This window comes from Tumebacillus lacus (assembly GCF_026410385.1).
In the GTDB taxonomy this organism is placed as follows: domain Bacteria; phylum Bacillota; class Bacilli; order Tumebacillales; family Tumebacillaceae; genus Tumebacillus; species Tumebacillus lacus.
This window is the reverse complement of sequence record NZ_JAPMLT010000018.1, coordinates 30,206-52,498: the sequence shown is the minus strand read 5'-3', so window position 1 is coordinate 52,498 and position 22,293 is coordinate 30,206. Positions and strand designations below refer to the sequence as shown.

Genomic DNA, 22,293 nt, shown 5'->3' with positions numbered 1-22,293 from the left:
TCCTGTTAGGATTATACTGTCCTGCTAAACGTTTCCGTTCTTCTGATTACATAGAAGAGCGAAGCGCCAGCGTCAGATTAGACGCGGCGGCGCTTCGGCGGACGGCAACCGTTGTGCGGGATCGGAGTAACGTCCTTGATCATCGAAACTTCGAGACCAGCGGCTTGCAGAGAGCGGATTGCAGCTTCACGACCAGCGCCCGGACCTTTAACGAAGACTTCGCAGGATTTCATGCCGTGTTCCATTGCAACTTTTGCTGCGGTTTCAGCCGCGAGCTGAGCTGCGAACGGGGTCGACTTGCGGGAGCCTTTGAAGCCCGAACCGCCTGCGGTTGCCCAAGAGATTGCGTTCCCTTGAACGTCGGTGATCGTTACGATCGTGTTGTTGAACGTCGACTTGATGTGAGCGACGCCAACTTCAATGTTCTTGCGGTCACGACGTTTGGTACGAGTAGCGGCAGCTTTACCACGTGCCTTTACTTTTGCCATGTGTCAGTTTCCCCCCTTATTATTTCTTCTTGCCTGCTACCGTGCGGCGCGGGCCCTTACGGGTGCGTGCGTTGGTCTTGGTGCGCTGGCCGCGAACCGGGAGACCACGACGGTGACGGATACCACGATAAGAACCGATCTCGATCAGACGCTTGATGTTCAGCGCGATCTCGCGGCGGAGGTCACCCTCAACCTTGACGTTCTTGTCGATAAACTCACGAAGTTTGTTGACTTCATCTTCGGTCAGATCGCGGACGCGAGTGTCCTTGTCTACGCCGGTTTCCGCGATGATTTTGTTCGCGGTGACACGGCCGATCCCGTAGATGTAGGTCAGGCCGATTTCTACACGCTTGTCGCGCGGCAAGTCGATACCTGCAATACGTGCCATGAACTGTTACACCTCCTGGTGGTTTGTGATGTTCTATGAGGAAGAATCAAGGCGTCGCTATGCGCAGCTTAGCCTTGCTTTTGTTTGTGCTTCGGGTTTTCGCAGATGACCATGACAGCGCCTTTGCGACGAATGATCTTGCACTTCTCGCAAATGGGCTTAACGGAAGGACGTACCTTCATTGCGATTTCCTCCTATCGTAAGTCCCTTATTTGTAGCGGTAGGTGATGCGACCACGCGTCAAGTCATACGGAGACAACTCAACGGTTACGCGATCACCCGGTAGAATCCGGATGTAGTGCATTCTGATCTTGCCAGATACATGTGCGAGCACTTTGTGACCGTTCTCCAGTTCCACTCGAAACATTGCATTCGGAAGGGGTTCGATTACCTTACCTTCCACCTCGATGACGTCATCTTTCGCCATGTGCTTCACTCCTTCTTTTCAGCTTCAAGATTTTGCAGGACTTGTTGAGGATCTCCGCCACTTGCCAAAGCCGAGGTTCAATCGATGCGCTGGGCATCTTTATCACCTTATGCTCGCGTGAGGATTTCCGGGCCTTTTTCCGTCACGGCCACCGTATGCTCGAAGTGTGCGGACAGCGTGCCGTCCGAAGTGACGACCGTCCAGCGGTCTTGCAGGGTGCGCGTCTTATGGCTGCCAACGTTGACCATCGGCTCGATCGCCAGTGTCATCCCCGTCTTGAGAACAGGGCCGCGTCCCTTAGGACCGTAGTTTGGGATCGACGGTTCTTCGTGCATGTTTTGCCCGATGCCGTGTCCTACATAATCCCGCACGACGGAGAGCCCTTCGGCTTCGACGTGCGTTTGCACTGCATGACCAATATCAGAGAGACGGTTTCCGTCCCGAGCCTGTTCAAGACCTTTGAAGAGGGCAGCCTCTCCAACGTCGAGCAGTTTCTGAGCAGTCTCACTGACTTGACCAACGCCCCAAGTCCATGCCGAGTCTCCATGGTATCCGTGGATGTTCGCGCCGATGTCGATGCTGATCACATCGCCTTCTCGGAGTTCGCGAGTACCAGGGATGCCGTGGACGATCTCGTCATTGACCGAAGCACAGATGGAAGCCGGATACCCGTGGTATCCCTTAAAGGAGGGAGACGCACCTTGCTTGCGGATGAAATCATCTGCAATCTGGTCAAGTTCCTTCGTGGTGATCCCCGGATGAACCGCTTTTTGTAGCTCTTTGTGTGTCAACGCCACGATCCGTCCAGCCTCACGCATCAAATCCAGCTCTACTTCGGACTTACAAAAGATCATTCCACACCTCGTAGGATGGAAGAGATTTGCTCGTAGACTTCGTCGATCGGCTGTTCGCCTTCGACTTCGCGAACCAGGCCTTTCTCCGCGTAGTACGCGAGGATCGGTTCTGATTGCTTGATGTTGACATCCAGTCGGGTAGCTACCACATCTTCGGTATCATCCGAACGCTGGTACAGTTCCCCGCCACATTTGTCACAAGCACCTTCCGTAGTCGGAGGGTTAAAGACAACGTGGTAGGTAGCTCCGCAGGACTTGCAGATTCGACGACCGGTCAATCTCGCCAACAAGTTTTCCTTCGCAACGTGGAGGTTGACCACCACATCGATGTTGCGCCCCAGCTCGCTCAGCATCGCGTCGAGCGCTTCAGCTTGAGCGAGGGTGCGCGGAAAACCGTCGAGGAGAAACCCTTTTTCACAATCGGACTTCTGCAGCCGTTCACGCACGATCCCGATCGTCACTTCGTCAGGAACGAGTTGCCCCTGATCCATGAACGACTTCGCTTTCATACCAAGCTCCGTCTGTTCTGCAATCGCTGCTCGGAACATATCACCAGTGGAGATGTGGGGGATGCCGAATTCGGATACGATCCGTTCCGCCTGGGTTCCCTTGCCTGCGCCAGGCAATCCCATGAAGATCACTTGCATGCTTCATCCCTCCAAATGTTCTGAGACAACTAGGCCTCTCCTAGGCGGCACGCTATCGGTTTCGGATGAAACCTTTATAGTGACGCTGCAAGAGCTGGCTTTCTACTTGCTTCATCGTTTCAAGAGCAACCCCGACGACGATCAGAAGACCGGTGCCGCCGAAGTACATATTCAGTCCCGACGCGTTCATGAAAAGTACCGGCATCGCGGCCAGTGCAGCCAAGAACAGCGCCCCGGACAGCGTGATGCGGTTCATCACGCGGGTGATAAACAGTTCGGTCGGTTTGCCCGGGCGAATACCCGGAATGAACCCGCCGTTCTTCTTCATCCCGTCTGCCAGTTGTACAGGGTTGATCTGCACGAACGTATAGAAGTAGGTGAAGAAGATGATCAAGACGATTTCCAAACCAACATACAGCGGAGCGCCGAATGCCAAATTTGCTTGAATCCAGTTGGTGAAGGCATTGGCCGGCAGGAACTGCGCGACCGTAACCGGGAACATCAACAGAGAAGAAGCAAAGATGACCGGAATGACGCCTGCTGCGTTAACTTTGAGCGGAATGTGGGAGGATTGACCACCGTACATTTTACGCCCAACAACACGTTTCGCATACTGAACAGGAATTCGACGAACACCCTGTTGTACGAAGACGATCGCAGCGATGAGCAGGACTGTGCCGACGAGCAAGATCGCGAGCTTAACCGACGAAAGACCGATGTTCTCTTGGTTATAGAACCAGGTTTCATAGATCGTGCGCGCGCCTCTCTCTACGCCGGCGATAATCCCCGCGAAGATGATGATCGAAATCCCGTTGCCGATCCCTTTTTCGGTGATTTGCTCACCGAGCCACATCAAGAAAGCAGTACCGGCGGTGAGCGTGACCGTGATGAGGACGTATCCAGTCCAACTCGTATCCGTAATCAAGCCGGGGGCCGTATTGTTAAAGGTGACCGACAGGCCATAAGCCTGAATCATCCCAAGGATAACGGTCCCGTAACGTGTGATCTGTGCGAGTTTTTTACGACCCGCATCCCCTTCCTTCTGCCACTCCTCAAACTTACGAATGACGCCCATGCCAAGGAGCTGGACGATGATCGACGCTGTGATATACGGCGTGATCGACATCGCGAAGATCGAGAAGTTCTGGAGCGCACCACCCGAGAAGGTGTTGAGCATCCCGAAGATCGGGTTCGAACCGAGCTCTGTGAGTACCTTTGCGTTGACATTCGGGACCGGGATAAAGCTCCCGATCCGGAAAATCAATATCATCAGCAAGGTAAACAGAATGCGATTGCGCAAATCCGATACTTTCCAGATGTTCGAGATCGTGGTAAACATTAGATCACCTCAGCCTTACCGCCAGCAGCTTCAATCTTTTCGATTGCAGACTTGGAGAAAGCCTGTGCTTGAACAGTAAGACCAACAGTGAGCTCGCCGCTACCCAAGACCTTCACGCCGTCTTTCAACGACTTGATGATCTTCGCTTCTTTCAGAAGCTGCGGGGTTACGACGGTGCCAGCTTCGAACTTGTTCAGCTTGCCAACGTTGATTTCAGCCAATTCAGTCGCGAAGACTGCGTTGGAGAAACCACGTTTCGGCAGGCGACGGAAGAGCGGAGTTTGACCGCCCTCGAAGCCGAGGCGAACGCCGCCGCCGGAGCGAGCGTTTTGACCTTTGTGGCCTTTACCAGCGGTCTTGCCGGTACCGGAACCGATACCGCGACCGAGGCGCTTGCGAACGTGCTTCGCACCTTCAGCCGGTTTGAGTTCGTGCAGTTTCATTCCCGTGCACCTCCTCTATTTATAGAATGCGATCTTACGCTTCGAGTTCTTTTACGGAAACAAGGTGAGACACCTTGTTGACCATGCCGCGGATTTGCGGGGTGTCATTGTGAACCACTTTGGAGTTGAGCTTGCCCAGACCCAAGGTAGTAACAGTGACGCGCTGATCTTGCGGACGGCCGATCGGGCTTTTCACGAGGGTGATTTCCAATTTTGCCATTGTCTGTTCCCCTCCTTATTAACCCAGGATTTCTTCCAGCGATTTACCACGCAGCTTCGCAACGTCTTCCGGGCGCTTGAGGCGCGACAGACCGTTGAGCGTAGCGTTTACCATGTTCATCGAGTTGGAAGAACCAAGAGATTTGGTGACGATATCTTTGACGCCCGCGAGTTCGAGAACCGCACGAGCCGGACCGCCAGCGATAACACCGGTACCTTCTTTAGCCGGTTTGATCAGAACGCGGCCAGCACCGAAACGACCGAGCACTTCGTGCGGTACGGTGGTGCCTACCAGCGGAACGTAGACCAAGTTTTTCTTAGCATCTTCGATGCCTTTGCGGATCGCTTCCGGTACTTCGGCAGCTTTGCCGAGACCTGCGCCAACGTTGCCATTGCCGTCACCGACGATGACCAGCGCGGAGAAGCTGAAACGACGACCGCCTTTTACGACCTTCGCGACACGGTTGATCGCGACGACCTTTTCAGACAGTTCGAGAGTATTGGGATCGATACGCATGGGTTTCCCTCCTTCTTGCAGAGATTAGAATTCCAGACCAGCTTCGCGTGCTGCGTCAGCCAGTGCTTGGATGCGGCCGTGGTACAGGTAGCCGCCGCGGTCGAATACGACCTCTTTGACGCCCTTCTCGATCGCGCGCTTTGCAACCAGTGCGCCGACTTTCGAAGCTGCGTCGACGTTGCCGCCGTGCGTTACGTTGCCTTTCAGCTCAGCATCAGCAGTGGAAGCGGATGCGATCGTTACGCCGTTGGTGTCGTCAATGATTTGCGCGTAGATGTGCTTGGAGGAGCGGAATACGTTCAGACGCGGACGTGCAACCGTACCTTCAACTTTCTTACGTACGCGGAAGTGACGACGTTTACGAGCTTTATTCTTATCACCTTTAGTGATCATCGGTGTTTCACTCCCTTCATGCCACGAGGGCTAGTGGGTTCTTACTTCTTACCAGTCTTACCAACCTTGCGGCGGACGACTTCGTTTTCGTACTTGATACCTTTGCCTTTGTACGGCTCCGGCTCACGCAGGGAACGGATTTCAGCAGCGATTTGGCCGACGCGTTCCTTGTTGATGCCCTTAACAACCAGTTTGGTCTGGGTCGGGACATCGATTTCGATGCCTTCTTCCGGTACGATTTCAACCGGGTGGGAGAAACCGAGGGACAGGGTAACTTTGTTGCCGGCTTTAGCAGCACGGTAACCAACGCCAACCAGGTCCAGGTTCTTTTCGAAACCTTTCGTTACACCTTCGACCATGTTGTTCACTACGGAACGAGTGGTGCCGTGAAGGGAACGGTGCAATTTATTATCAGACGGACGCTCAACAACGATTTCGTTGTTTTCGATCTTGATGATCATGTCCTTGTGCAGTTCGCGGGTCAGGGAGCCTTTCGGACCCTTGACGGTGAGAACATTGCCCTCTTGAGCAATTTCTACACCCGCCGGGATCGCGATGACTTTTCTACCGATACGAGACACAATTTACACCTCCATTCGTGTAGAGCTCTATTACCAAACGTAGCAGATTACTTCGCCGCCGACTTTGTCGCGACGAGCATCTTTGTCGGTTACGATGCCTTTAGAAGTAGACAGGATCGCGATACCAAGGCCGCCCAGTACGCGCGGGATCTCAGTGGATTTCGCGTATACGCGCAGGCCCGGCTTCGAGATGCGCTTGATGCCGGTGATAACGCGTTCTTGGCCCGGACCGTACTTCAGGAAGACGCGGATGACACCTTGCTTGTTGTCCGGGATGAACTCTGCGTCGCGGATGAAACCTTCGTTTTTGAGGATATCAGCGATCGCGCGTTTCAGGTTGGAACCCGGAATTTCGACCTTTTCATGGCCTACCATGTTCGCGTTGCGGATACGGGTAAGCATATCAGCAATCGGGTCAGTCATTACCATGTGGAGAACCTCCTTCCCTTGCTCTATCGATTACCAGCTGGCTTTCTTCACGCCAGGCAGTTGACCTTTGTAAGCCAGTTCACGGAAGCAAATACGGCAGATGCCGAACTTCCGCAAAACCGAGTGCGGACGCCCGCACACGCGGCAACGGGTGTACGCGCGGGTGCTGAACTTGGGCTGGCGTTGCTGCTTAACGACCATCGCTTTACGAGCCACTTGTCCATACCTCCTTAGTTTATCTTTGCGGAAGATTATGCTTGACGGAACGGTGCGCCCATCAGACGCAGGAACTCACGAGCTTCTTCGTCCGACTTAGCGGTGGTGACGAAGACGATGTCCATACCGCGGACTTTATCGACTTTATCGTACTCAATCTCCGGGAAGATGAGTTGTTCTTTCAGACCGAGGGTGTAGTTGCCACGGCCGTCGAAGGACTTCGGCGAGATACCGCGGAAGTCACGAACGCGCGGGAGCGAGATGTTGAACAGCTTGTCGAGGAAGTAGTACATACGGTCACCGCGGAGGGTGACTTTCGCACCGATCGGCATGCCTTCACGAATCTTGAAGCCTGCAATCGACTTCTTCGCTTTAGTGACAACCGGTTTTTGACCAGCGATGATGCGCAGGTCTTCAACCGCCGTGTCGAGGATCTTCGGGTTGGCGACAGCTTCGCCAAGGCCCATGTTGATGATGATCTTCTCGAGCTTCGGAACTTGCATGATGGACTCATAGTTGAACTTGGTCATGAGAGCCGGAACAACTTCGTTCTTGTAGAACTCTTGCATACGAGTAGCCACAGTAGGTTACCTCCTTTCTCGATCTGGTTACTTGTCGAGGATTTCGCCAGATTTTTTAGCGTAACGAACTTTGGTGCCGTCGGCCAGGATTTTCTTGCCAACGCGCGTCGGTTCGCCGGATTTCGGATCGACGATCGCTACGTTAGAAACGTGGACCGGAGCTTCTTTTTCGATGATGCCGCCTTGCTGGTTCGCAGCGGACGGACGGGTGTGGCGCTTCACGATGTTCACGCCTTCTACGAGGACGCGGCCTTCTGCCGGGAAAGCAGCCAGGATGCGGCCTTTCTTGCCTTTATCTTTACCTGCGAGGATGATGACGGTGTCATCCTTCTTCACATGCAGTTTCGCCTTAGCCATTTGTGTTACACCTCCTCAGGTGTTACTACCTGAACGTTTTTCGATTAGAGCACTTCAGGCGCGAGAGAGATGATCTTCATGAAGTCTTTATCACGAAGTTCGCGAGCGACCGGGCCGAAGATACGGGTACCGCGCGGGGACTTATCTTCCTTGATGATGACCGCTGCGTTTTCATCAAAGCGGATGTAGGAACCGTCTTTACGACGAACACCGCTCTTAGTACGTACGATTACAGCCTTGATAACGTCGCCCTTCTTGACAACGCCACCGGGCGTTGCACTTTTCACAGAAGCAACGATGATGTCGCCGATGTTCGCGGACTTGCGGTTCGAGCCGCCCAGCACGCGGAAGCACATGATCTCTTTTGCACCAGAGTTGTCTGCAACAGTCAATCGAGATTGCGGTTGAATCACGTTTGTTACCTCCCTTCAGGTGAAGAGTTATCCGATTAGAGGATGATAGCTTCCTCTACGATTTCTACCAGGCGCCAGCGCTTGTCTTTGGACAGCGGGCGAGTTTCCATGATTTTCACGATGTCGCCGACTTTAGCGGAGTTGTTCTCATCGTGTGCCTTGAACTTCGTGGTTACGATAACCAGTTTGCCGTACAGCGGGTGTTTCTTTTGCTCTTCGATCGCGACGACGATGGTTTTATCCATCTTGTCAGAAACAACCTTGCCGGTACGAACTTTACGGTAGTTGCGGTCGCTCATCTTCATCCTCCTTCCCAAATCGAATCAGAGATTAGCCGATGCCCAGTTCGCGCTCTCTGAGGATCGTCTTGGCACGAGCAATGTCCTTACGCACTTCGCGGATGCGCATCGGGTTTTCCAGTTGCCCAGTCGCCAGTTGGAAGCGCAGGTTGAAAAGCTCGTCTTTCAGTTCGTTGACCTTGGTTTCGATTTCCACGGTGGACAAGTTACGGATGTCTTTAACTTTCATCTGCCTCACCACCCACTTCTTCACGTTTTACAAACTTGCACTTGATCGGCAGTTTGTGCATAGCGAGACGCATAGCTTCGCGTGCAGTCTCTTCCGGTACGCCTGCGAGTTCGAACATGACACGGCCCGGCTTTACAACAGCAACCCACTTCTCCGGCGAACCTTTACCAGCACCCATGCGGGTTTCAGCCGGCTTGGCAGTTACCGGTTTGGACGGGAAGATCTTGATCCATACTTTACCGCCACGTTTGATGTAGCGGGTCATCGCGATACGAGCAGCTTCGATTTGGCGGTTGGTAACCCATGCCGGCTCAAGAGCTTGCAGACCGTATTCGCCGAACGTTACAGCTTCGCCGCCTTTCGTGCGACCAGCCATACGACCACGGTGTTCTTTGCGGTGTTTTACGCGCTTCGGCAACAACATGACTTACTTACCCCCTTCTTCAGCAGCTTCTTTCTTGCCGCCACGGGTAGGCAGGACTTCGCCACGATAGATCCACACTTTTACGCCGATACGGCCGTAAGTGGTGTGAGCTTCGAAGGTCGCGTAGTCGATATCAGCACGCAGGGTGTGGAGCGGAACAGTGCCCTCCGAGTAACCTTCGGTGCGTGCGATCTCAGCGCCGCCAAGACGACCAGAAACTTGTACTTTGATACCTTTCGCGCCAGCACGCATGGTGCGCTGGATGGATTGCTTCATCGCACGGCGGAACGCGATACGGCGTTCGAGCTGTTGAGCGATGTTGATCGCAACCAGTTGAGCGTTCAGGTCAGGAGATTTGATCTCCGTGATGTTGATGTGAACACGCTTGCCGGTCATTTGAGTCAAAGAGTTGCGGAGGTTGTCGACCTCAGCGCCGCCTTTGCCGATAACCATGCCCGGTTTCGCGGTGTGAATGGTAACGTTGATACGGTTTGCAGCCCGTTCGATTTCAACCGTTGCAACGGAAGAGTCCTTGAGACGGTTCAGAACGTATTCACGGATCTTGATGTCTTCATGCAGCAGATCGGTGTAGTCCTTTTTGTTAGCGAACCACTTAGATTCCCAGTCGCGAATAATACCTACGCGCAGGCCAATCGGGTTTACCTTTTGTCCCATCCGATATCCCTCCTTCTTTAGTTCTTCTCACCGAGGATGACAGTGATGTGGCTCGTGCGCTTGTGGATACGGAAAGCACGGCCTTGAGCACGCGGACGGAAGCGCTTCAGAGTCGGACCTTGGTCGACGAAGACTTCTTTCACGTACAGGTTGTCGAGTTCCATGTTGTAGTTGTGGTCTGCGTTCGCCAGAGCGGAGTTCAGAACCTTTTCAACAACCGGAGATGCAGCTTTCGGAGTGTACTTCAGGATCGCCAAAGCTTCCGAAGCTTTCTTGCCGCGAATCAAGTCAACGACGAGGCGGACTTTGCGCGGCGCGATGCGCACGTTGCGAGCAATAGCTTTCGCTTGTTGCATAGAGAATACCTCCTCTCTACCGATCGTATTAATTAACGGCGAGACGTTTTTTCGTCAGCTCCGTGACCTTTGTAGGTACGAGTCGGAGCGAATTCACCGAGCTTGTGACCGACCATGTCCTCGGTGACGTAAACCGGAACGTGTTTACGACCATCGTATACTGCGAACGTGTGGCCGATGAATTCCGGGAAGATCGTGGAACGACGGGACCAGGTCTTGATAACCTTCTTTTCTTCTGCAGCGTTCAGAGCTTCAACTTTGTTGAAGAGATGATCGTCTACGAACGGTCCTTTTTTGAGCGAACGACCCATGCGGGGTGCCTCCCTTCATTAGGCGCTTACTAGATTACTTCTTGCGGCCGCGAACGATATATTTGTTCGAAGCTTTGTTTTTCTTCCGGGTCTTCTTGCCGAGGGTCGGTTTGCCCCACGGAGAGAGCGGAGACTTACGGCCGATCGGAGCGCGACCTTCACCACCACCATGCGGGTGATCGTTCGGGTTCATAACAACACCGCGGACGGTCGGGCGGATGCCTTTGTGACGGTTGCGGCCTGCTTTACCGATGTTTACGAGTTCGTGATCCAGGTTACCGACTTGACCGATGGTTGCACGGCACTCGGAACGGATCAGGCGAACTTCGCCGGAAGCCAGACGAATGTGGCAGTACTCGCCCTCTTTTGCGAGGAGCTGAGCTTCTGCGCCAGCTGCACGAGCGATTTGGCCGCCCTTGCCAGCTTTCATTTCGATGTTGTGGATCATCGTACCAACCGGGATGTTAGCCAGCGGCAGTGCGTTGCCCACTTTGATGTCCACGTCCGTACCGGAGTGGATCATGTCGCCAACCTTCAGACCTACCGGCCAGAGGATGTAGCGCTTTTCGCCGTCAGCGTAGTTGATCAGCGAGATGAATGCCGAACGGTTCGGGTCATACTCGACCGTAGCAACGCGGCCCGGAATGCCGTCCTTGTTGCGCTTGAAGTCGATGATGCGGTATTTGCGCTTCGCGCCGCCGCCTTGATGACGAACGGTGGTACGGCCTTGGTTGTTGCGGCCGCCCTTGTTGTGAAGCGGTTCGAGAAGAGATTTCTCCGGCTTGTCGGTGGTCAGCTCTTCATAAGTCAGTACAGTCATGAAGCGGCGACCCGGGGAAGTCGGTTTATACTTCTTGATACCCATTGTTGTCCCTCCTTCTTAGCTTAGTGATTACGCGCCTTCGAAGAAGTTCAGCGGCTTGGAGTCCGGGGTCAGGGTCACGACTGCTTTTTTCCACTCAGAAGTGCGGCCCACGAATTTGCCAACGCGCTTTTTCTTGGACGGAACGCGCAAGGTGTTAACCTTAGCAACTTTCACGCCGAAGATTTCTTCGATCGCTGCTTTGATTTCGGTCTTGTTCGCTTTGAGTTCGACCTCGAAAGCAAACTTGTTTTCTTCCATCAGATCGGTCGAGCGCTCGGTGATAACCGGACGCTTGATGATGTCGCGCGGGTTCTTCATTATGCGAACACCTCCTCGACTTTAGCCACTGCGTCTTTGGTGATGACGAGGGCATCATGATGGAGAAGATCCAGAACGTTGATACCAGTAGCGTCGACAACTTTTACGCCCGGGATGTTGCGTGCGGAGAGAGCGAGATTCGCATCTGCTTCTGCGGAAACAACCAGTGCTTTGCCAACTTTCAGGTTACCGAGGATCTTCACCATGTCTTTGGTCTTCGGCGCATCGATGCTCAGAGCGTCCAGGACGATGATCTCGTTTGCGTTGACCTTGGTGGAGAGAGCGGATTTGAGAGCCAGACGGCGAACTTTCTTCGGCAGCTTGTACGCGTAGGAACGCGGAGTCGGACCGAAGACGGTACCACCACCAACCCATTGAGGGGAGCGAATGGAACCTTGGCGTGCGCGGCCAGTCCCTTTTTGTTTCCACGGTTTACGGCCGCCGCCGCGTACTTCGGAGCGGTTCTTAACGTCGTGGGTACCACGGCGCAGAGATGCTTGTTGCATAACTACAGCTTCGTGGAGTACGTGCGCGTTCGGGGTAATCCCGAAGATCGCATCGGACAGTTCGATTTCACCAACTTGTGCGCCGGTGACGTTGTATACAGCAACTTTCGGCATTGAGGGTCTCCTCCTTTCCTTAGAAATCTTACTTACCGGACTTTACAGCCGTTTTGACCGTAACGAACGAGTTTTTCGGACCCGGGATGGAACCTTTTACGAGGATCAGATTGCGCTCAGCGTCAATCTTGATAACTTCGAGGTTCTGCACGGTCGTGCGCTCGCCGCCCATACGACCCGGCAGCGTTTGACCTTTGAAGACGCGACCCGGGTTGATCGAACCGAGCGAACCCGGACGACGATGGTAACGGGAACCGTGTGCCATCGGACCGCGGGATTGGTTGTGGCGCTTGATCGCACCAGCGAAACCTTTACCCTTCGATACGCCACTGACGTCGACGATCTCACCTGCTGCAAACACATCGGCCTTGATTTCTTGACCGACTTCGAAAGCAGTCAGATCCACACCGCGCAGTTCACGAACGTAGCGCTTGGGCGTGGTGTTGGCTTTAGCCGCGTGGCCGGTAGCCGGTTTGTTCGGGTTTTTCTTGTCCGCGAAACCGATCTGGATAGCCTCGTAGCCGTCGTTCGCCAGGTCTTTCTTTTGGAGAACTACGTTCGGGCCAGCTTCGATAACGGTTACCGGTACTGCGTTACCCTCTTCGGTAAACACCTGGGTCATGCCCAGTTTGCGTCCCAAGATACCTTTCATGTTTGACACCTCCCTGGGGTCTTATATAGAAGTAGTTGTTGTCTTACAGTTTGATTTCGATATCAACGCCGGACGGCAGGTCCAGACGCATCAGAGCGTCAACGGTTTGCGGAGTCGGGTTGACGATGTCAATCAGACGCTTGTGGGTACGCATCTCGAATTGCTCACGAGAATCCTTATATTTGTGCGGTGCACGCAGGATCGTGATGATCTGCTTCTCGGTCGGAAGCGGGATCGGACCGGAGACAGCAGCACCGGAACGCTTCGCCGTATCAACGATCTTCTCAGCGGAAGTATCGAGGATCTTGTGGTCGTAAGCTTTCAGTCGAATGCGAATCTTTTGCTTTGCCATATGAGTTCCCTCCTTTTCGCCCATTTGAACTGGACATACTCCGCAGAAATTTACCCGGTGTGCCGCATATGGCGTATCCGGCCACCAGCAACCTTCTGCATCATCGCAGTCAAAGACCAACAATATAAAAGTATACTACGTTGTTGCCCAAAACTCAAGCTAATTCGCTATGCGATCCAAGATTTTATGCCAAGCAGTTTCTGTCGAATCTGCAATTGTCATTTTTGAAACACACGAGCGCGTTGTCTTGATTGGAGTAGCACACTTCAACTATTTTAGAGGATAACCGCCCAAAAGTCAAAGGGTATCAGACTGGAAAATAAAAATAAAAAAAGACGAGTCGATAGACTCGTCTTTTTTTCTAGTTGTTGGAGCAATTACGCGATGATGGAAGCAACAACGCCTGCGCCAACGGTGCGGCCGCCTTCGCGGATTGCGAAGCGGGTACCTTCTTCGAGAGCGATCGGGGAGATCAGCTCAACGACAACGGAGATGTTGTCGCCCGGCATTACCATCTCGGTGCCTTCCGGCAGCTGAACGATACCGGTAACGTCGGTGGTGCGGACGTAGAACTGCGGACGGTAGCCTTGGAAGAACGGGGTGTGACGGCCGCCCTCTTCTTTGGTCAGAACGTACAGCTCTGCGTTGAATTTGGTGTGCGGCTTGATGGAGCCCGGCTTGCACAGTACTTGACCGCGCTCGATGTCTTCACGGTTTACACCGCGCAGCAGTGCGCCGATGTTGTCGCCTGCACGAGCGGAGTCGAGCAGTTTGCGGAACATCTCGATACCGGTAGCAACGGTGGTGCGGGTTTCTTCTTGGATGCCGACAACTTCAACGTTGTCGCCAACTTTGAGTTCGCCACGCTCTACACGGCCGGTAGCAACGGTACCACGACCGGTGATCGTGAACACGTCCTCGACCGGCATCAGGAACGGCTTGTCGGTTTCGCGAGTCGGTTCCGGGATGTAGGAGTCAACAGCAGCCATCAGCTCGTCGATGCGGCCTTCCCAAGCAGCGTCGCCTTCCAGAGCTTTCAGAGCGGAGCCCTTAACAACCGGGATGTCGTCGCCCGGGAAGTCGTACTCGGACAGCAGGTCGCGGATTTCCATTTCAACCAGCTCGAGGAGTTCTTCGTCGTCAACCATGTCGCACTTGTTCATGAAGACAACGATGTACGGAACGCCTACTTGGCGGGACAGCAGGATGTGCTCGCGGGTTTGCGGCATCGGGCCGTCAGCAGCGGATACAACGAGGATCGCGCCGTCCATTTGAGCTGCGCCGGTGATCATGTTTTTAACATAGTCGGCATGGCCCGGGCAGTCTACGTGTGCGTAGTGGCGGTTAGCGGTTTCGTATTCAACGTGAGCGGTGTTGATGGTGATGCCGCGCTCGCGCTCTTCCGGAGCTTTGTCGATTGCGTCGTACGCCATAGCTTGCGCGCCGCCAGCTTTCGCCAGGTAGGTGGTGATTGCTGCAGTCAGAGTGGTTTTACCATGGTCGACGTGACCGATGGTACCGATGTTAACGTGCGGTTTGTTACGTTCGAATTTAGCTTTACCCACTGTGGTCAACTCCTCTTATTCGCTATAAATTACTCGCCTTTGTTTTTGGCGATGATTTCTTGCGATACGGATTTCGGAACAGGCTCGTAGTTGTAGAACTCCATGGAGTACTGGCCGCGGCCTTGGGTGCGGGAACGCAAGGAAGTTGCGTAACCGAACATTTCGGAGAGCGGTACGAAGCCACGGATCACTTGTGCGCCTGCACGAGCTTCCATACCTTCGATGCGACCACGACGGGAGTTAATATCACCCATGATGTCGCCCATGTATTCTTCCGGAACGGTAACTTCGACTTTCATGATCGGCTCGAGGATCTGCGGGTTGGCGCGGAGAGCACCGGCTTTGAGAGCCATGGAACCTGCGATCTTGAACGCCATCTCAGAGGAGTCGACGTCATGGTAGGAACCATCGATGATAGTCGCCTTGACATCAATCAGCGGGTAGCCGGCGAGAACGCCGTTTTGCATCGCTTCTTGAATGCCGTTATCGACAGCCGGGATGTATTCACGCGGAACAGCACCGCCGACGACCTTGTTTTCGAAGATGTAGCCTTGGCCGCGCTCGAGCGGTTCCAGCTCCAGCCATACGTGACCGTATTGGCCTTTACCGCCGGACTGACGCACGAACTTGCCTTCGATTTTGACCTTGCTGGAGATTGCTTCTTTGAAAGCAACCTGCGGCTTACCAACGTTGGTTTCAACTTTGAACTCGCGTTGGAGACGGTCAACGATGATCTCGAGATGGAGCTCGCCCATGCCGGAGATGATCGTTTGGCCGGTTTCTTGGTCGGTGAAAGTTTTGAAGGTCGGGTCTTCTTCCGCCAACTTGGACAGTGCCACGCCGAGTTTGTCTTGGTCAGCCTTGGTCTTCGGTTCCAGGGACAGGGAGATAACCGGGTCCGGGAATACCATCGACTCGAGGATAACGACAGACTTCTCGTCGCACAGGGTGTCGCCCGTGGTGGTGTCTTTCAGACCGACAGCAGCAGCGATGTCGCCCGCGTAAACGGTCGAGATCTCTTCACGGTGGTTCGCGTGCATCTGCAGGATACGGCCGATACGCTCGCGCTTGCCCTTCGTGGAGTTAAGCACGTAGGAGCCGGAGCCGAGGGAACCGGAGTATACACGGAAGAATGCCAGCTTGCCAACGAACGGGTCGGTCATGATTTTGAATGCCAGAGCGGAGAACGGCTCAGCATCGCTGGACGGACGGGTGGTTTCTTCGCCTTCGTCGGTAACGCCCTTGATAGCCGGGACGTCGGTCGGAGCCGGCATGTACGCAACAACTGCGTCCAGCATCGGCTGAACACCTTTGTTTTTGTACGAAGAACCGCAGATAACCGGGATGATCTGGACGTTGATAACACCCTTGCGGAGTGCTGCCTTGATCTCTTCGGTGGTGAACTCTTCACCTTCGAGATACTTCATCATCAGATCTTCGTCGAGTTCCGCAACTGCTTCCAGAAGGTTTTGGCGAAGTTCGTTCGCACGGTCCTTCAGTTCAGCCGGGATCTCGGTCTTCTCGGAAGTCTTGCCGAGGTCGTCGGTGTAAACGATCGCTTCCATGGTGACAAGGTCGATCATGCCTTTGAAGACGTCCTCTGCACCGATCGGCATTTGGATCGGCACAGCGTTTGCCTTCAGGCGGTCACGCATCATGTCGACGCAACGGAAGAAGTCTGCACCGATGATGTCCATCTTGTTGACGTAGGCGATACGCGGAACGTTGTACTTGTCCGCTTGGCGCCATACAGTCTCGGATTGCGGCTCAACGCCACCTTTTGCACAGAACACGCCGACAGCGCCGTCGAGTACGCGCAGGGAGCGCTCAACCTCTACGGTGAAGTCCACGTGACCAGGCGTATCGATGATGTTGATGCGGTGGTTGTCCCACTGAGCGGTGGTTGCAGCAGACGTGATCGTGATGCCACGCTCTTGCTCCTGAACCATCCAGTCCATCGTAGCTCCACCTTCGTGAACCTCACCGATCTTGTGAACGCGGCCGGTGTAGAACAGGACCCGCTCGGTCGTGGTGGTCTTACCAGCGTCGATGTGGGCCATGATCCCGATATTACGGGTTTTTTCTAACGGAAACTCACGTGCCATGGTACAGCCTCCTTTCTCAAGCCTGTTTGTAAGTATAGGCGTGCAGGATAGATCCCGAAGAATCCATCCTCACACAACCTCCTACCAGCGGTAGTGTGCGAACGCTTTGTTCGCTTCCGCCATTTTGTGCATATCTTCGCGGCGCTTTACAGAGCCGCCCGTGTTGTTCGCAGCGTCCATCAGCTCGTTAGCGAGCTTTTCTTCGATGGTTTTCTCGTTGCGCTTACGGGAGTAGTCGACGATCCAACGGATACCGAGGGTCGAACGACGTTCCGGACGAACTTCGATCGGCACCTGGTAGTTTGCACCCCCAACGCGGCGTGCTTTAACTTCGAGAACCGGCATGACATTTTTCATAGCGGTTTCGAAGACTTCGAGCGGATCATTGCCAGTCTTTTCTTTGATGCGTTCAAACGCACCGTAGACAGCAGCTTGGGCGGTGCCTTTCTTACCGTCGTACATCAGTTTGTTCACCAGACGGGTGACCATTTTGGATCCATAAACCGGATCCGGCAGTACGTCGCGGCGCGGCACGGGACCTTTACGCGGCATGCAATTCTCCTCCTTTCATCTTTTCCTGAGATAGTCTGCAGTTACGCAGCTGGATTATTTCTTTGCTTTCGGGCGCTTCGCGCCGTATTTGGAGCGGGATTGCATACGGTCTTTAACACCTGCGGTGTCAAGCGCACCACGAACGATGTGGTAACGGACACCCGGAAGGTCTTTTACACGACCGCCGCGCACCAGAACAACGCTGTGCTCTTGCAGGTTGTGACCAATACCCGGGATGTAAGCGGTGACCTCGATACCGTTGGTCAGACGAACACGCGCATACTTACGCAGTGCGGAGTTCGGCTTCTTCGGCGTCATGGTACCTACACGGGTGCACACACCGCGTTTTTGCGGAGACGGGAGATCCGTCTGCTCCTTCACGAAGCTGTTGTAACCTTTTTGCAGAGCCGGAGCAGTCGATTTCTTTTCGATTACTTTGCGACCCTTGCGGACCAGCTGGTTGATTGTCGGCATAACTGCACCTCCTTCCAAAGTTTCAAGTACACAGAGCCCGGCGGCTCATGCGATGGCAAATGAAAAAGGTAAATGACGAACTGCATGGCAATCGCCAGAACCTATCGTGCGATGAGCGCTGCGGTGGCGGCACCGATCTCGATCCCGCAAGCAACCCCTAGCTGCTTCATCGTATCCACCCACGTAACTGGGGTGTTATTCTGTTTCGCAAGTGCAAGGACCTTCGAATGTACTCGTCGATCCGCGTCTTTTGCCAAGAACACTTCACTTGCTATCGCAAGTTCCAAGGCTTTGGTTGTTTGGTTCAATCCGACCACCATGTGATCAGATTCTCGGATGCGATCTGTCGCCACTCCGAACCATCCTCCCTAGAATCGCCTCTTGACTAGGCACACTACGAGATTCTAGCACCTTATAGAGCGGAAGTCAACTCTTCGGGCAACGAACGGGCAAAATATTTTTCTGGTAATGGCCATAGAGACGGCGCTCCCACCAGAGAGCGCCGTTCCAGGCATTATTTTTTGGTAAACGCGGCTTATTCGACCACGGTTTCCAAAGCTTCCAGCTCTGCTTCAGCATCGGCTGTGACTGTTGCCGAGACATCGGCCGGGACTGTTTCGTCCATGTCGGTGCCATCGTCGATCTTGATGTTGCGGTAACGGGACATACCGGTGCCGGCCGGAACCAGCTTACCGATGATGACGTTCTCCTTGAGACCGAGCAGACGGTCCACCTTGCCCTTGATCGCCGCTTCAGTGAGGACACGGGTGGTCTCTTGGAAGGACGCTGCAGACAGGAAGGAATCGGTCTCCAGGGACGCCTTGGTGATCCCGAGCAGTGCCGGACGGGCAACAGCCGGTTCACCGCCGCCGAGGAGCACTGGCAAGTTTGCTTTTTCGAACTCGTAGATGTCGACATAGGTGCCCGGCAAGAGCGTCGTGTCCCCTGCGTCGTTGATGCGGACTTTACGCAGCATCTGACGAACCATGACCTCGACGTGCTTGTCGTTGATCTCTACGCCTTGCAGACGGTATACGCGCTGCACTTCGCGCAGCAGGTACATTTGAACACCGTGGATGCCTTTGACCTTCAGCATGTCTTTCGGGTCGATGGAACCCTCGGTGAGCGGATCGCCCGCTTCTACGATTTGACCGACGCTCACGGAGATGCGGGAGCCGTACGGAACCGGGTACACCTTGACTTCCGCATTGCCGGACACTTCGATCTCGCGCTTGTCTTTGACTTCGCGGATCTCGGAGATCTGACCGTCGATTTCGGTGATGATCGCTTGGCCTTTCGGGTTGCGGGCCTCGAACAGCTCCTGGATACGCGGCAGACCTTGCGTGATGTCATCGCCGGCGACGCCGCCGGTATGGAACGTACGCATGGTCAACTGGGTTCCCGGTTCGCCGATCGACTGCGCCGCGATGATGCCAACCGCTTCGCCGATCTCAACCATGTTGCCGGTCGCGAGGTTGCGGCCGTAGCACTTGATGCAGACGCCATGCTGCGCACGGCAAGCGGTGACAGAGCGGATGTAGACGCGCTTGAGACCGGCGTCGATGATCTGACGGCCCATCTCCTCGTCGATCTGCTCGTTTTCCGCGACAAGTACTGCGCCCGTCTCCGGGTGCTTGATGTCCACGAACGCCATACGGCCGACGATGCGGTCGTACAGTTCCTCGATGACTTCCTTGCCGTCACGAATCTCTTCCGCCCACACGCCTTTGTCGGTGCCGCAATCTTCCGAACGGACGATCACGTCCTGCGCGACGTCGACGAGACGACGAGTCAGGTAACCGGAGTCAGCGGTACGCAACGCGGTATCGGCCAAACCTTTACGCGCGCCGTGAGTGGAGATGAAGTACTCGAGGACGGTCAGGCCCTCGCGGAAGTTCGACTTGATCGGGAGCTCGATGATCCGACCGGACGGGTTGGCCATCAGACCGCGCATACCGGAGAGCTGGGTGATCTGCGAGACGTTACCGCGGGCACCGGAGTGCGCCATCATGTAGATCGGGTTGTATTTATCCATCGCGCCCATCAGGACTTTGGTGATGTTGTCTTTCGCCTTCGACCAGATGGAGATGACGCGATCGTATCGTTCGTCGTCGGTGATCAGACCGCGACGGAATTGTTTCGTGACCGTTTCGACCTTGCCTTCCGCTTCGTGGAGGATGTCGTATTTCTCTTTCGGAACCATGATGTCCGCAACAGAAATGGTGATCCCGGCACGAGTGGAGTATTTGAACGCCAGCGCCTTGATCTTGTCGAGCGTCTCCGAGGTGACGGTGGTGCCGTAGCGACGGAAGCACTCCGCGATGATCGAGCCGAGGAAGCCCTTGACGACAGCGGTCTGCACTTCGATCTCGTCGACCTTCGCGCGCGGGTTGCCACCCTTTTCGAACACGAAGAATTCGTCGGAGATGCCGCGCAGCAGGTTTTCCTGCTTCGCTGCGTTGATGTACGGGAAGTCCTGCGGGAAGATCTCGTTGAAGATGATCTTGCCTGCTGTCGTGATCAGGAACGCGTTTTGTTGTTCCGGCGTGAAGGAAGTCTTGCCGAGCGCCTTCGCCGGAATGACGATACGGGTGTGCAGCGAGATCTGTTTCATGTCATACGCCAGCACAGCTTCAGCCGTCGAATGGAAGATGCGGCCTTCACCCGGCTCTTTGCCGCGCTCCATGGTCAGGTAGTACGAACCGAGAACCATGTCCTGCGTCGGGGTGACGACCGGCTTGCCGTCTTTCGGGTTCAAGATGTTGTGCGCTGCCAGCATCAGCAGGCGTGCTTCTGCCTGTGCTTCTGCGGAGAGCGGCACGTGGACTGCCATCTGGTCACCGTCAAAGTCGGCGTTGTACGCCGTACAAACGAGCGGATGCAGTTTGATCGCGCGGCCCTCGACGAGGGTCGGTTCGAACGCCTGAATCCCGAGTCTGTGCAAGGTAGGTGCGCGGTTGAGGAGCACCGGGTGTTCTTTGATAACGTCTTCAAGAACGTCCCAGACCTCAGCGGAAACGCGCTCTACTTTGCGTTTCGCGCTCTTGATGTTGTGCGCGAGACCTTTGGCGACCAGTTCTTTCATGACGAACGGCTTGAACAGTTCGAGCGCCATCTCTTTCGGCAGACCGCACTGATACATGCGCAGGTGCGGGCCGACGACGATAACGGAACGGCCGGAATAGTCAACGCGCTTGCCGAGCAGGTTTTGACGGAAACGGCCTTGCTTGCCCTTGAGCATGTGCGAAAGGGACTTGAGCGGGCGGTTGCCGGGGCCTGTGACCGGACGGCCGCGACGACCGTTGTCGATCAGAGCGTCGACTGCTTCTTGCAGCATGCGCTTCTCGTTTTGCACGATGATGTCCGGAGCGCCAAGGTCGAGCAGGCGCTTCAGACGGTTGTTCCGGTTGATGACACGACGATAGAGGTCGTTCAGGTCGGAGGTCGCAAAACGACCGCCGTCGAGCTGAACCATCGGACGAAGCTCCGGCGGAATGACCGGGAGCACATCGAGGATCATCCAAGACGGATCGTTGGTGGAAGCGCGGAACGCTTCCATGACTTCCAGACGTTTGATCGCACGGTTGCGGCGTTGGCCTTGTGCGGTCTTCAGCTCTTCTTTGAGCTGGACGACTTCTTTGTCGACTTCCACTTGGTTCAGGAGCTTCTTGATCGCTTCCGCACCCATGCCCGCGTCAAATGCATTGCCGTACTTTTCGCGGTAGGAGCGGTATTCCTTTTCGGAGAGGAGCTGCTTGTATTCGAGCGGCGTCTCGCCCGGGTTGGTGACGACGTAAGAAGCGAAGTAGATGACTTCTTCCAAGGAGCGCGGGCTCATGTCGAGCACGAGGCCCATGCGGCTCGGAATGCCTTTGAAGAACCAAATGTGGGAGACGGGGGCCGCCAACTCGATGTGGCCCATCCGTTCCCGGCGAACTTTCGCACGCGTGACTTCTACGCCGCAACGGTCACAGACGACGCCTTTGTAACGAACGCGCTTGTATTTGCCGCAGTGACATTCCCAGTCACGAGTCGGCCCGAAGATTTTTTCGCAGAACAGACCTTCCTTTTCAGGCTTCAGGGTCCGGTAGTTGATCGTTTCGGGCTTTTTGACTTCCCCGTGCGACCAGGATCTGATCTTTTCCGGGGAAGCCAAACCGATCTTCATGTACTCAAAGTTGTTGACGTCCAACAAGGGGCCTAC

General features: G+C 54.8%; 34 protein-coding genes. All 34 read right to left on the bottom strand.

From position 1 onward, the window contains the following. Nucleotides 1–77: 77 nt before the first annotated feature. The 34 genes from rpsK to rpoC all read right to left on the bottom strand — a co-directional run bounded on the left by rpsK (nt 78) and on the right by rpoC (nt 22,284). Entirely contained in the window at nt 78–488 is a 411-nt protein-coding gene (rpsK, locus tag OS242_RS20675; protein WP_267153573.1) for a 30S ribosomal protein S11, read from the bottom strand. Nucleotides 489–507: 19 nt separating this feature from the next. Next, a complete protein-coding gene (gene rpsM, locus OS242_RS20670; protein ID WP_267153572.1) occupies nt 508–876 on the bottom strand; it encodes a 30S ribosomal protein S13 in 369 nt (122 codons plus the stop codon). Nucleotides 877–944: 68 nt separating this feature from the next. Then, nucleotides 945–1,058, bottom strand: coding sequence for a 50S ribosomal protein L36 (gene rpmJ / locus OS242_RS20665; protein WP_018131305.1), 114 nt, complete (start codon nt 1,056–1,058; stop codon nt 945–947). Between the two features lie 26 nt (nt 1,059–1,084). Then, a complete protein-coding gene (gene infA / locus OS242_RS20660) occupies nt 1,085–1,303 on the bottom strand; it encodes a translation initiation factor IF-1 (protein WP_038092324.1) in 219 nt (72 codons plus the stop codon). A 107-nt stretch (nt 1,304–1,410) separates the two neighbouring features. After that, on the bottom strand, nt 1,411–2,157 hold the full coding sequence (map, locus tag OS242_RS20655; protein ID WP_267153571.1) for a type I methionyl aminopeptidase: 747 nt from the start codon (nt 2,155–2,157) through the stop codon (nt 1,411–1,413). Beyond that, nucleotides 2,154–2,804: an adenylate kinase gene (locus OS242_RS20650; protein ID WP_267153570.1), complete on the bottom strand. Its 651-nt coding sequence runs from the start codon at nt 2,802–2,804 to the stop codon at nt 2,154–2,156. The genes map and OS242_RS20650 overlap by 4 nt, the downstream gene beginning before the upstream one ends. Nucleotides 2,805–2,856: 52 nt before the next feature. Next, nucleotides 2,857–4,143: a preprotein translocase subunit SecY gene (gene secY / locus OS242_RS20645; protein ID WP_267153569.1), complete on the bottom strand. Its 1,287-nt coding sequence runs from the start codon at nt 4,141–4,143 to the stop codon at nt 2,857–2,859. Beyond that, a complete protein-coding gene (gene rplO, locus OS242_RS20640; RefSeq protein WP_267153568.1) occupies nt 4,143–4,586 on the bottom strand; it encodes a 50S ribosomal protein L15 in 444 nt (147 codons plus the stop codon). Before rplO ends, secY begins: the two co-directional genes overlap by 1 nt. 34 nt (nt 4,587–4,620) lie before the next feature. Next, the gene (rpmD, locus tag OS242_RS20635; RefSeq protein WP_267153567.1) at nt 4,621–4,806 is read right to left on the bottom strand and encodes a 50S ribosomal protein L30; all 186 of its coding nucleotides are present in this window, start codon (nt 4,804–4,806) and stop codon (nt 4,621–4,623) included. 18 nt (nt 4,807–4,824) lie between these two features. Next, entirely contained in the window at nt 4,825–5,322 is a 498-nt protein-coding gene (gene rpsE / locus OS242_RS20630) for a 30S ribosomal protein S5 (protein ID WP_267153566.1), read from the bottom strand. Between the two features lie 24 nt (nt 5,323–5,346). After that, nucleotides 5,347–5,715, bottom strand: coding sequence for a 50S ribosomal protein L18 (rplR, locus tag OS242_RS20625; protein ID WP_267153565.1), 369 nt, complete (start codon nt 5,713–5,715; stop codon nt 5,347–5,349). A gap of 41 nt (nt 5,716–5,756) precedes the next feature. Beyond that, complete coding sequence (gene rplF, locus OS242_RS20620; protein WP_267153564.1) at nt 5,757–6,296, bottom strand: 50S ribosomal protein L6; 540 nt, start codon at nt 6,294–6,296, stop codon at nt 5,757–5,759. Nucleotides 6,297–6,326: 30 nt separating this feature from the next. Next, nucleotides 6,327–6,725 (bottom strand): 30S ribosomal protein S8, encoded by a 399-nt coding sequence (gene rpsH / locus OS242_RS20615; protein WP_267153563.1) that lies wholly within the window; start codon nt 6,723–6,725, stop codon nt 6,327–6,329. Between the two features lie 30 nt (nt 6,726–6,755). Continuing rightward, nucleotides 6,756–6,941, bottom strand: a complete 186-nt coding sequence (locus tag OS242_RS20610) for a type Z 30S ribosomal protein S14 (protein WP_267153562.1) — start codon at nt 6,939–6,941, stop codon at nt 6,756–6,758. 35 nt (nt 6,942–6,976) lie between these two features. Next, nucleotides 6,977–7,522: a 50S ribosomal protein L5 gene (rplE, locus tag OS242_RS20605; protein ID WP_267153561.1), complete on the bottom strand. Its 546-nt coding sequence runs from the start codon at nt 7,520–7,522 to the stop codon at nt 6,977–6,979. 27 nt (nt 7,523–7,549) lie between these two features. Next, a complete protein-coding gene (rplX, locus tag OS242_RS20600) occupies nt 7,550–7,879 on the bottom strand; it encodes a 50S ribosomal protein L24 (protein WP_267153560.1) in 330 nt (109 codons plus the stop codon). A 44-nt stretch (nt 7,880–7,923) separates the two neighbouring features. Next, the gene (gene rplN / locus OS242_RS20595; RefSeq protein ID WP_267153559.1) at nt 7,924–8,292 is read right to left on the bottom strand and encodes a 50S ribosomal protein L14; all 369 of its coding nucleotides are present in this window, start codon (nt 8,290–8,292) and stop codon (nt 7,924–7,926) included. Between the two features lie 35 nt (nt 8,293–8,327). Next, a complete protein-coding gene (rpsQ, locus tag OS242_RS20590) occupies nt 8,328–8,591 on the bottom strand; it encodes a 30S ribosomal protein S17 (protein ID WP_267153558.1) in 264 nt (87 codons plus the stop codon). Nucleotides 8,592–8,622: 31 nt separating this feature from the next. Further along, entirely contained in the window at nt 8,623–8,820 is a 198-nt protein-coding gene (gene rpmC / locus OS242_RS20585) for a 50S ribosomal protein L29 (protein WP_267153557.1), read from the bottom strand. Further along, a complete protein-coding gene (gene rplP / locus OS242_RS20580; RefSeq protein WP_267153556.1) occupies nt 8,810–9,244 on the bottom strand; it encodes a 50S ribosomal protein L16 in 435 nt (144 codons plus the stop codon). Before rplP ends, rpmC begins: the two co-directional genes overlap by 11 nt. 3 nt (nt 9,245–9,247) lie before the next feature. Continuing rightward, on the bottom strand, nt 9,248–9,919 hold the full coding sequence (gene rpsC / locus OS242_RS20575; RefSeq protein ID WP_267153555.1) for a 30S ribosomal protein S3: 672 nt from the start codon (nt 9,917–9,919) through the stop codon (nt 9,248–9,250). A 17-nt stretch (nt 9,920–9,936) separates the two neighbouring features. Continuing rightward, nucleotides 9,937–10,275, bottom strand: a complete 339-nt coding sequence (rplV, locus tag OS242_RS20570) for a 50S ribosomal protein L22 (RefSeq protein ID WP_267153554.1) — start codon at nt 10,273–10,275, stop codon at nt 9,937–9,939. A 32-nt stretch (nt 10,276–10,307) separates the two neighbouring features. Continuing rightward, entirely contained in the window at nt 10,308–10,586 is a 279-nt protein-coding gene (rpsS, locus tag OS242_RS20565) for a 30S ribosomal protein S19 (protein WP_267153553.1), read from the bottom strand. 34 nt (nt 10,587–10,620) lie between these two features. Beyond that, nucleotides 10,621–11,451, bottom strand: a complete 831-nt coding sequence (gene rplB / locus OS242_RS20560) for a 50S ribosomal protein L2 (protein ID WP_267153552.1) — start codon at nt 11,449–11,451, stop codon at nt 10,621–10,623. 27 nt (nt 11,452–11,478) lie between these two features. Beyond that, entirely contained in the window at nt 11,479–11,769 is a 291-nt protein-coding gene (gene rplW / locus OS242_RS20555) for a 50S ribosomal protein L23 (RefSeq protein ID WP_267153551.1), read from the bottom strand. After that, nucleotides 11,769–12,389 (bottom strand): 50S ribosomal protein L4, encoded by a 621-nt coding sequence (rplD, locus tag OS242_RS20550; RefSeq protein ID WP_267153550.1) that lies wholly within the window; start codon nt 12,387–12,389, stop codon nt 11,769–11,771. Before rplD ends, rplW begins: the two co-directional genes overlap by 1 nt. Before the next feature lie 28 nt (nt 12,390–12,417). Continuing rightward, nucleotides 12,418–13,041, bottom strand: coding sequence for a 50S ribosomal protein L3 (gene rplC / locus OS242_RS20545; RefSeq protein WP_267153549.1), 624 nt, complete (start codon nt 13,039–13,041; stop codon nt 12,418–12,420). Between the two features lie 43 nt (nt 13,042–13,084). Next, the gene (gene rpsJ, locus OS242_RS20540) at nt 13,085–13,393 is read right to left on the bottom strand and encodes a 30S ribosomal protein S10 (RefSeq protein WP_267153548.1); all 309 of its coding nucleotides are present in this window, start codon (nt 13,391–13,393) and stop codon (nt 13,085–13,087) included. A 377-nt stretch (nt 13,394–13,770) separates the two neighbouring features. Further along, complete coding sequence (gene tuf, locus OS242_RS20535) at nt 13,771–14,958, bottom strand: elongation factor Tu (protein WP_267153547.1); 1,188 nt, start codon at nt 14,956–14,958, stop codon at nt 13,771–13,773. A 29-nt stretch (nt 14,959–14,987) separates the two neighbouring features. Beyond that, nucleotides 14,988–17,063: an elongation factor G gene (gene fusA, locus OS242_RS20530; protein ID WP_267153546.1), complete on the bottom strand. Its 2,076-nt coding sequence runs from the start codon at nt 17,061–17,063 to the stop codon at nt 14,988–14,990. A gap of 81 nt (nt 17,064–17,144) precedes the next feature. Continuing rightward, the gene (gene rpsG, locus OS242_RS20525; RefSeq protein WP_267153545.1) at nt 17,145–17,615 is read right to left on the bottom strand and encodes a 30S ribosomal protein S7; all 471 of its coding nucleotides are present in this window, start codon (nt 17,613–17,615) and stop codon (nt 17,145–17,147) included. A gap of 54 nt (nt 17,616–17,669) precedes the next feature. After that, nucleotides 17,670–18,089, bottom strand: a complete 420-nt coding sequence (gene rpsL / locus OS242_RS20520) for a 30S ribosomal protein S12 (protein ID WP_267153544.1) — start codon at nt 18,087–18,089, stop codon at nt 17,670–17,672. A gap of 101 nt (nt 18,090–18,190) precedes the next feature. After that, nucleotides 18,191–18,442, bottom strand: coding sequence for a ribosomal L7Ae/L30e/S12e/Gadd45 family protein (locus tag OS242_RS20515; protein WP_267153543.1), 252 nt, complete (start codon nt 18,440–18,442; stop codon nt 18,191–18,193). A 182-nt stretch (nt 18,443–18,624) separates the two neighbouring features. After that, a complete protein-coding gene (gene rpoC / locus OS242_RS20510) occupies nt 18,625–22,284 on the bottom strand; it encodes a DNA-directed RNA polymerase subunit beta' (protein WP_267153542.1) in 3,660 nt (1,219 codons plus the stop codon). Between the last annotated feature and the right edge of the window lie 9 nt (nt 22,285–22,293).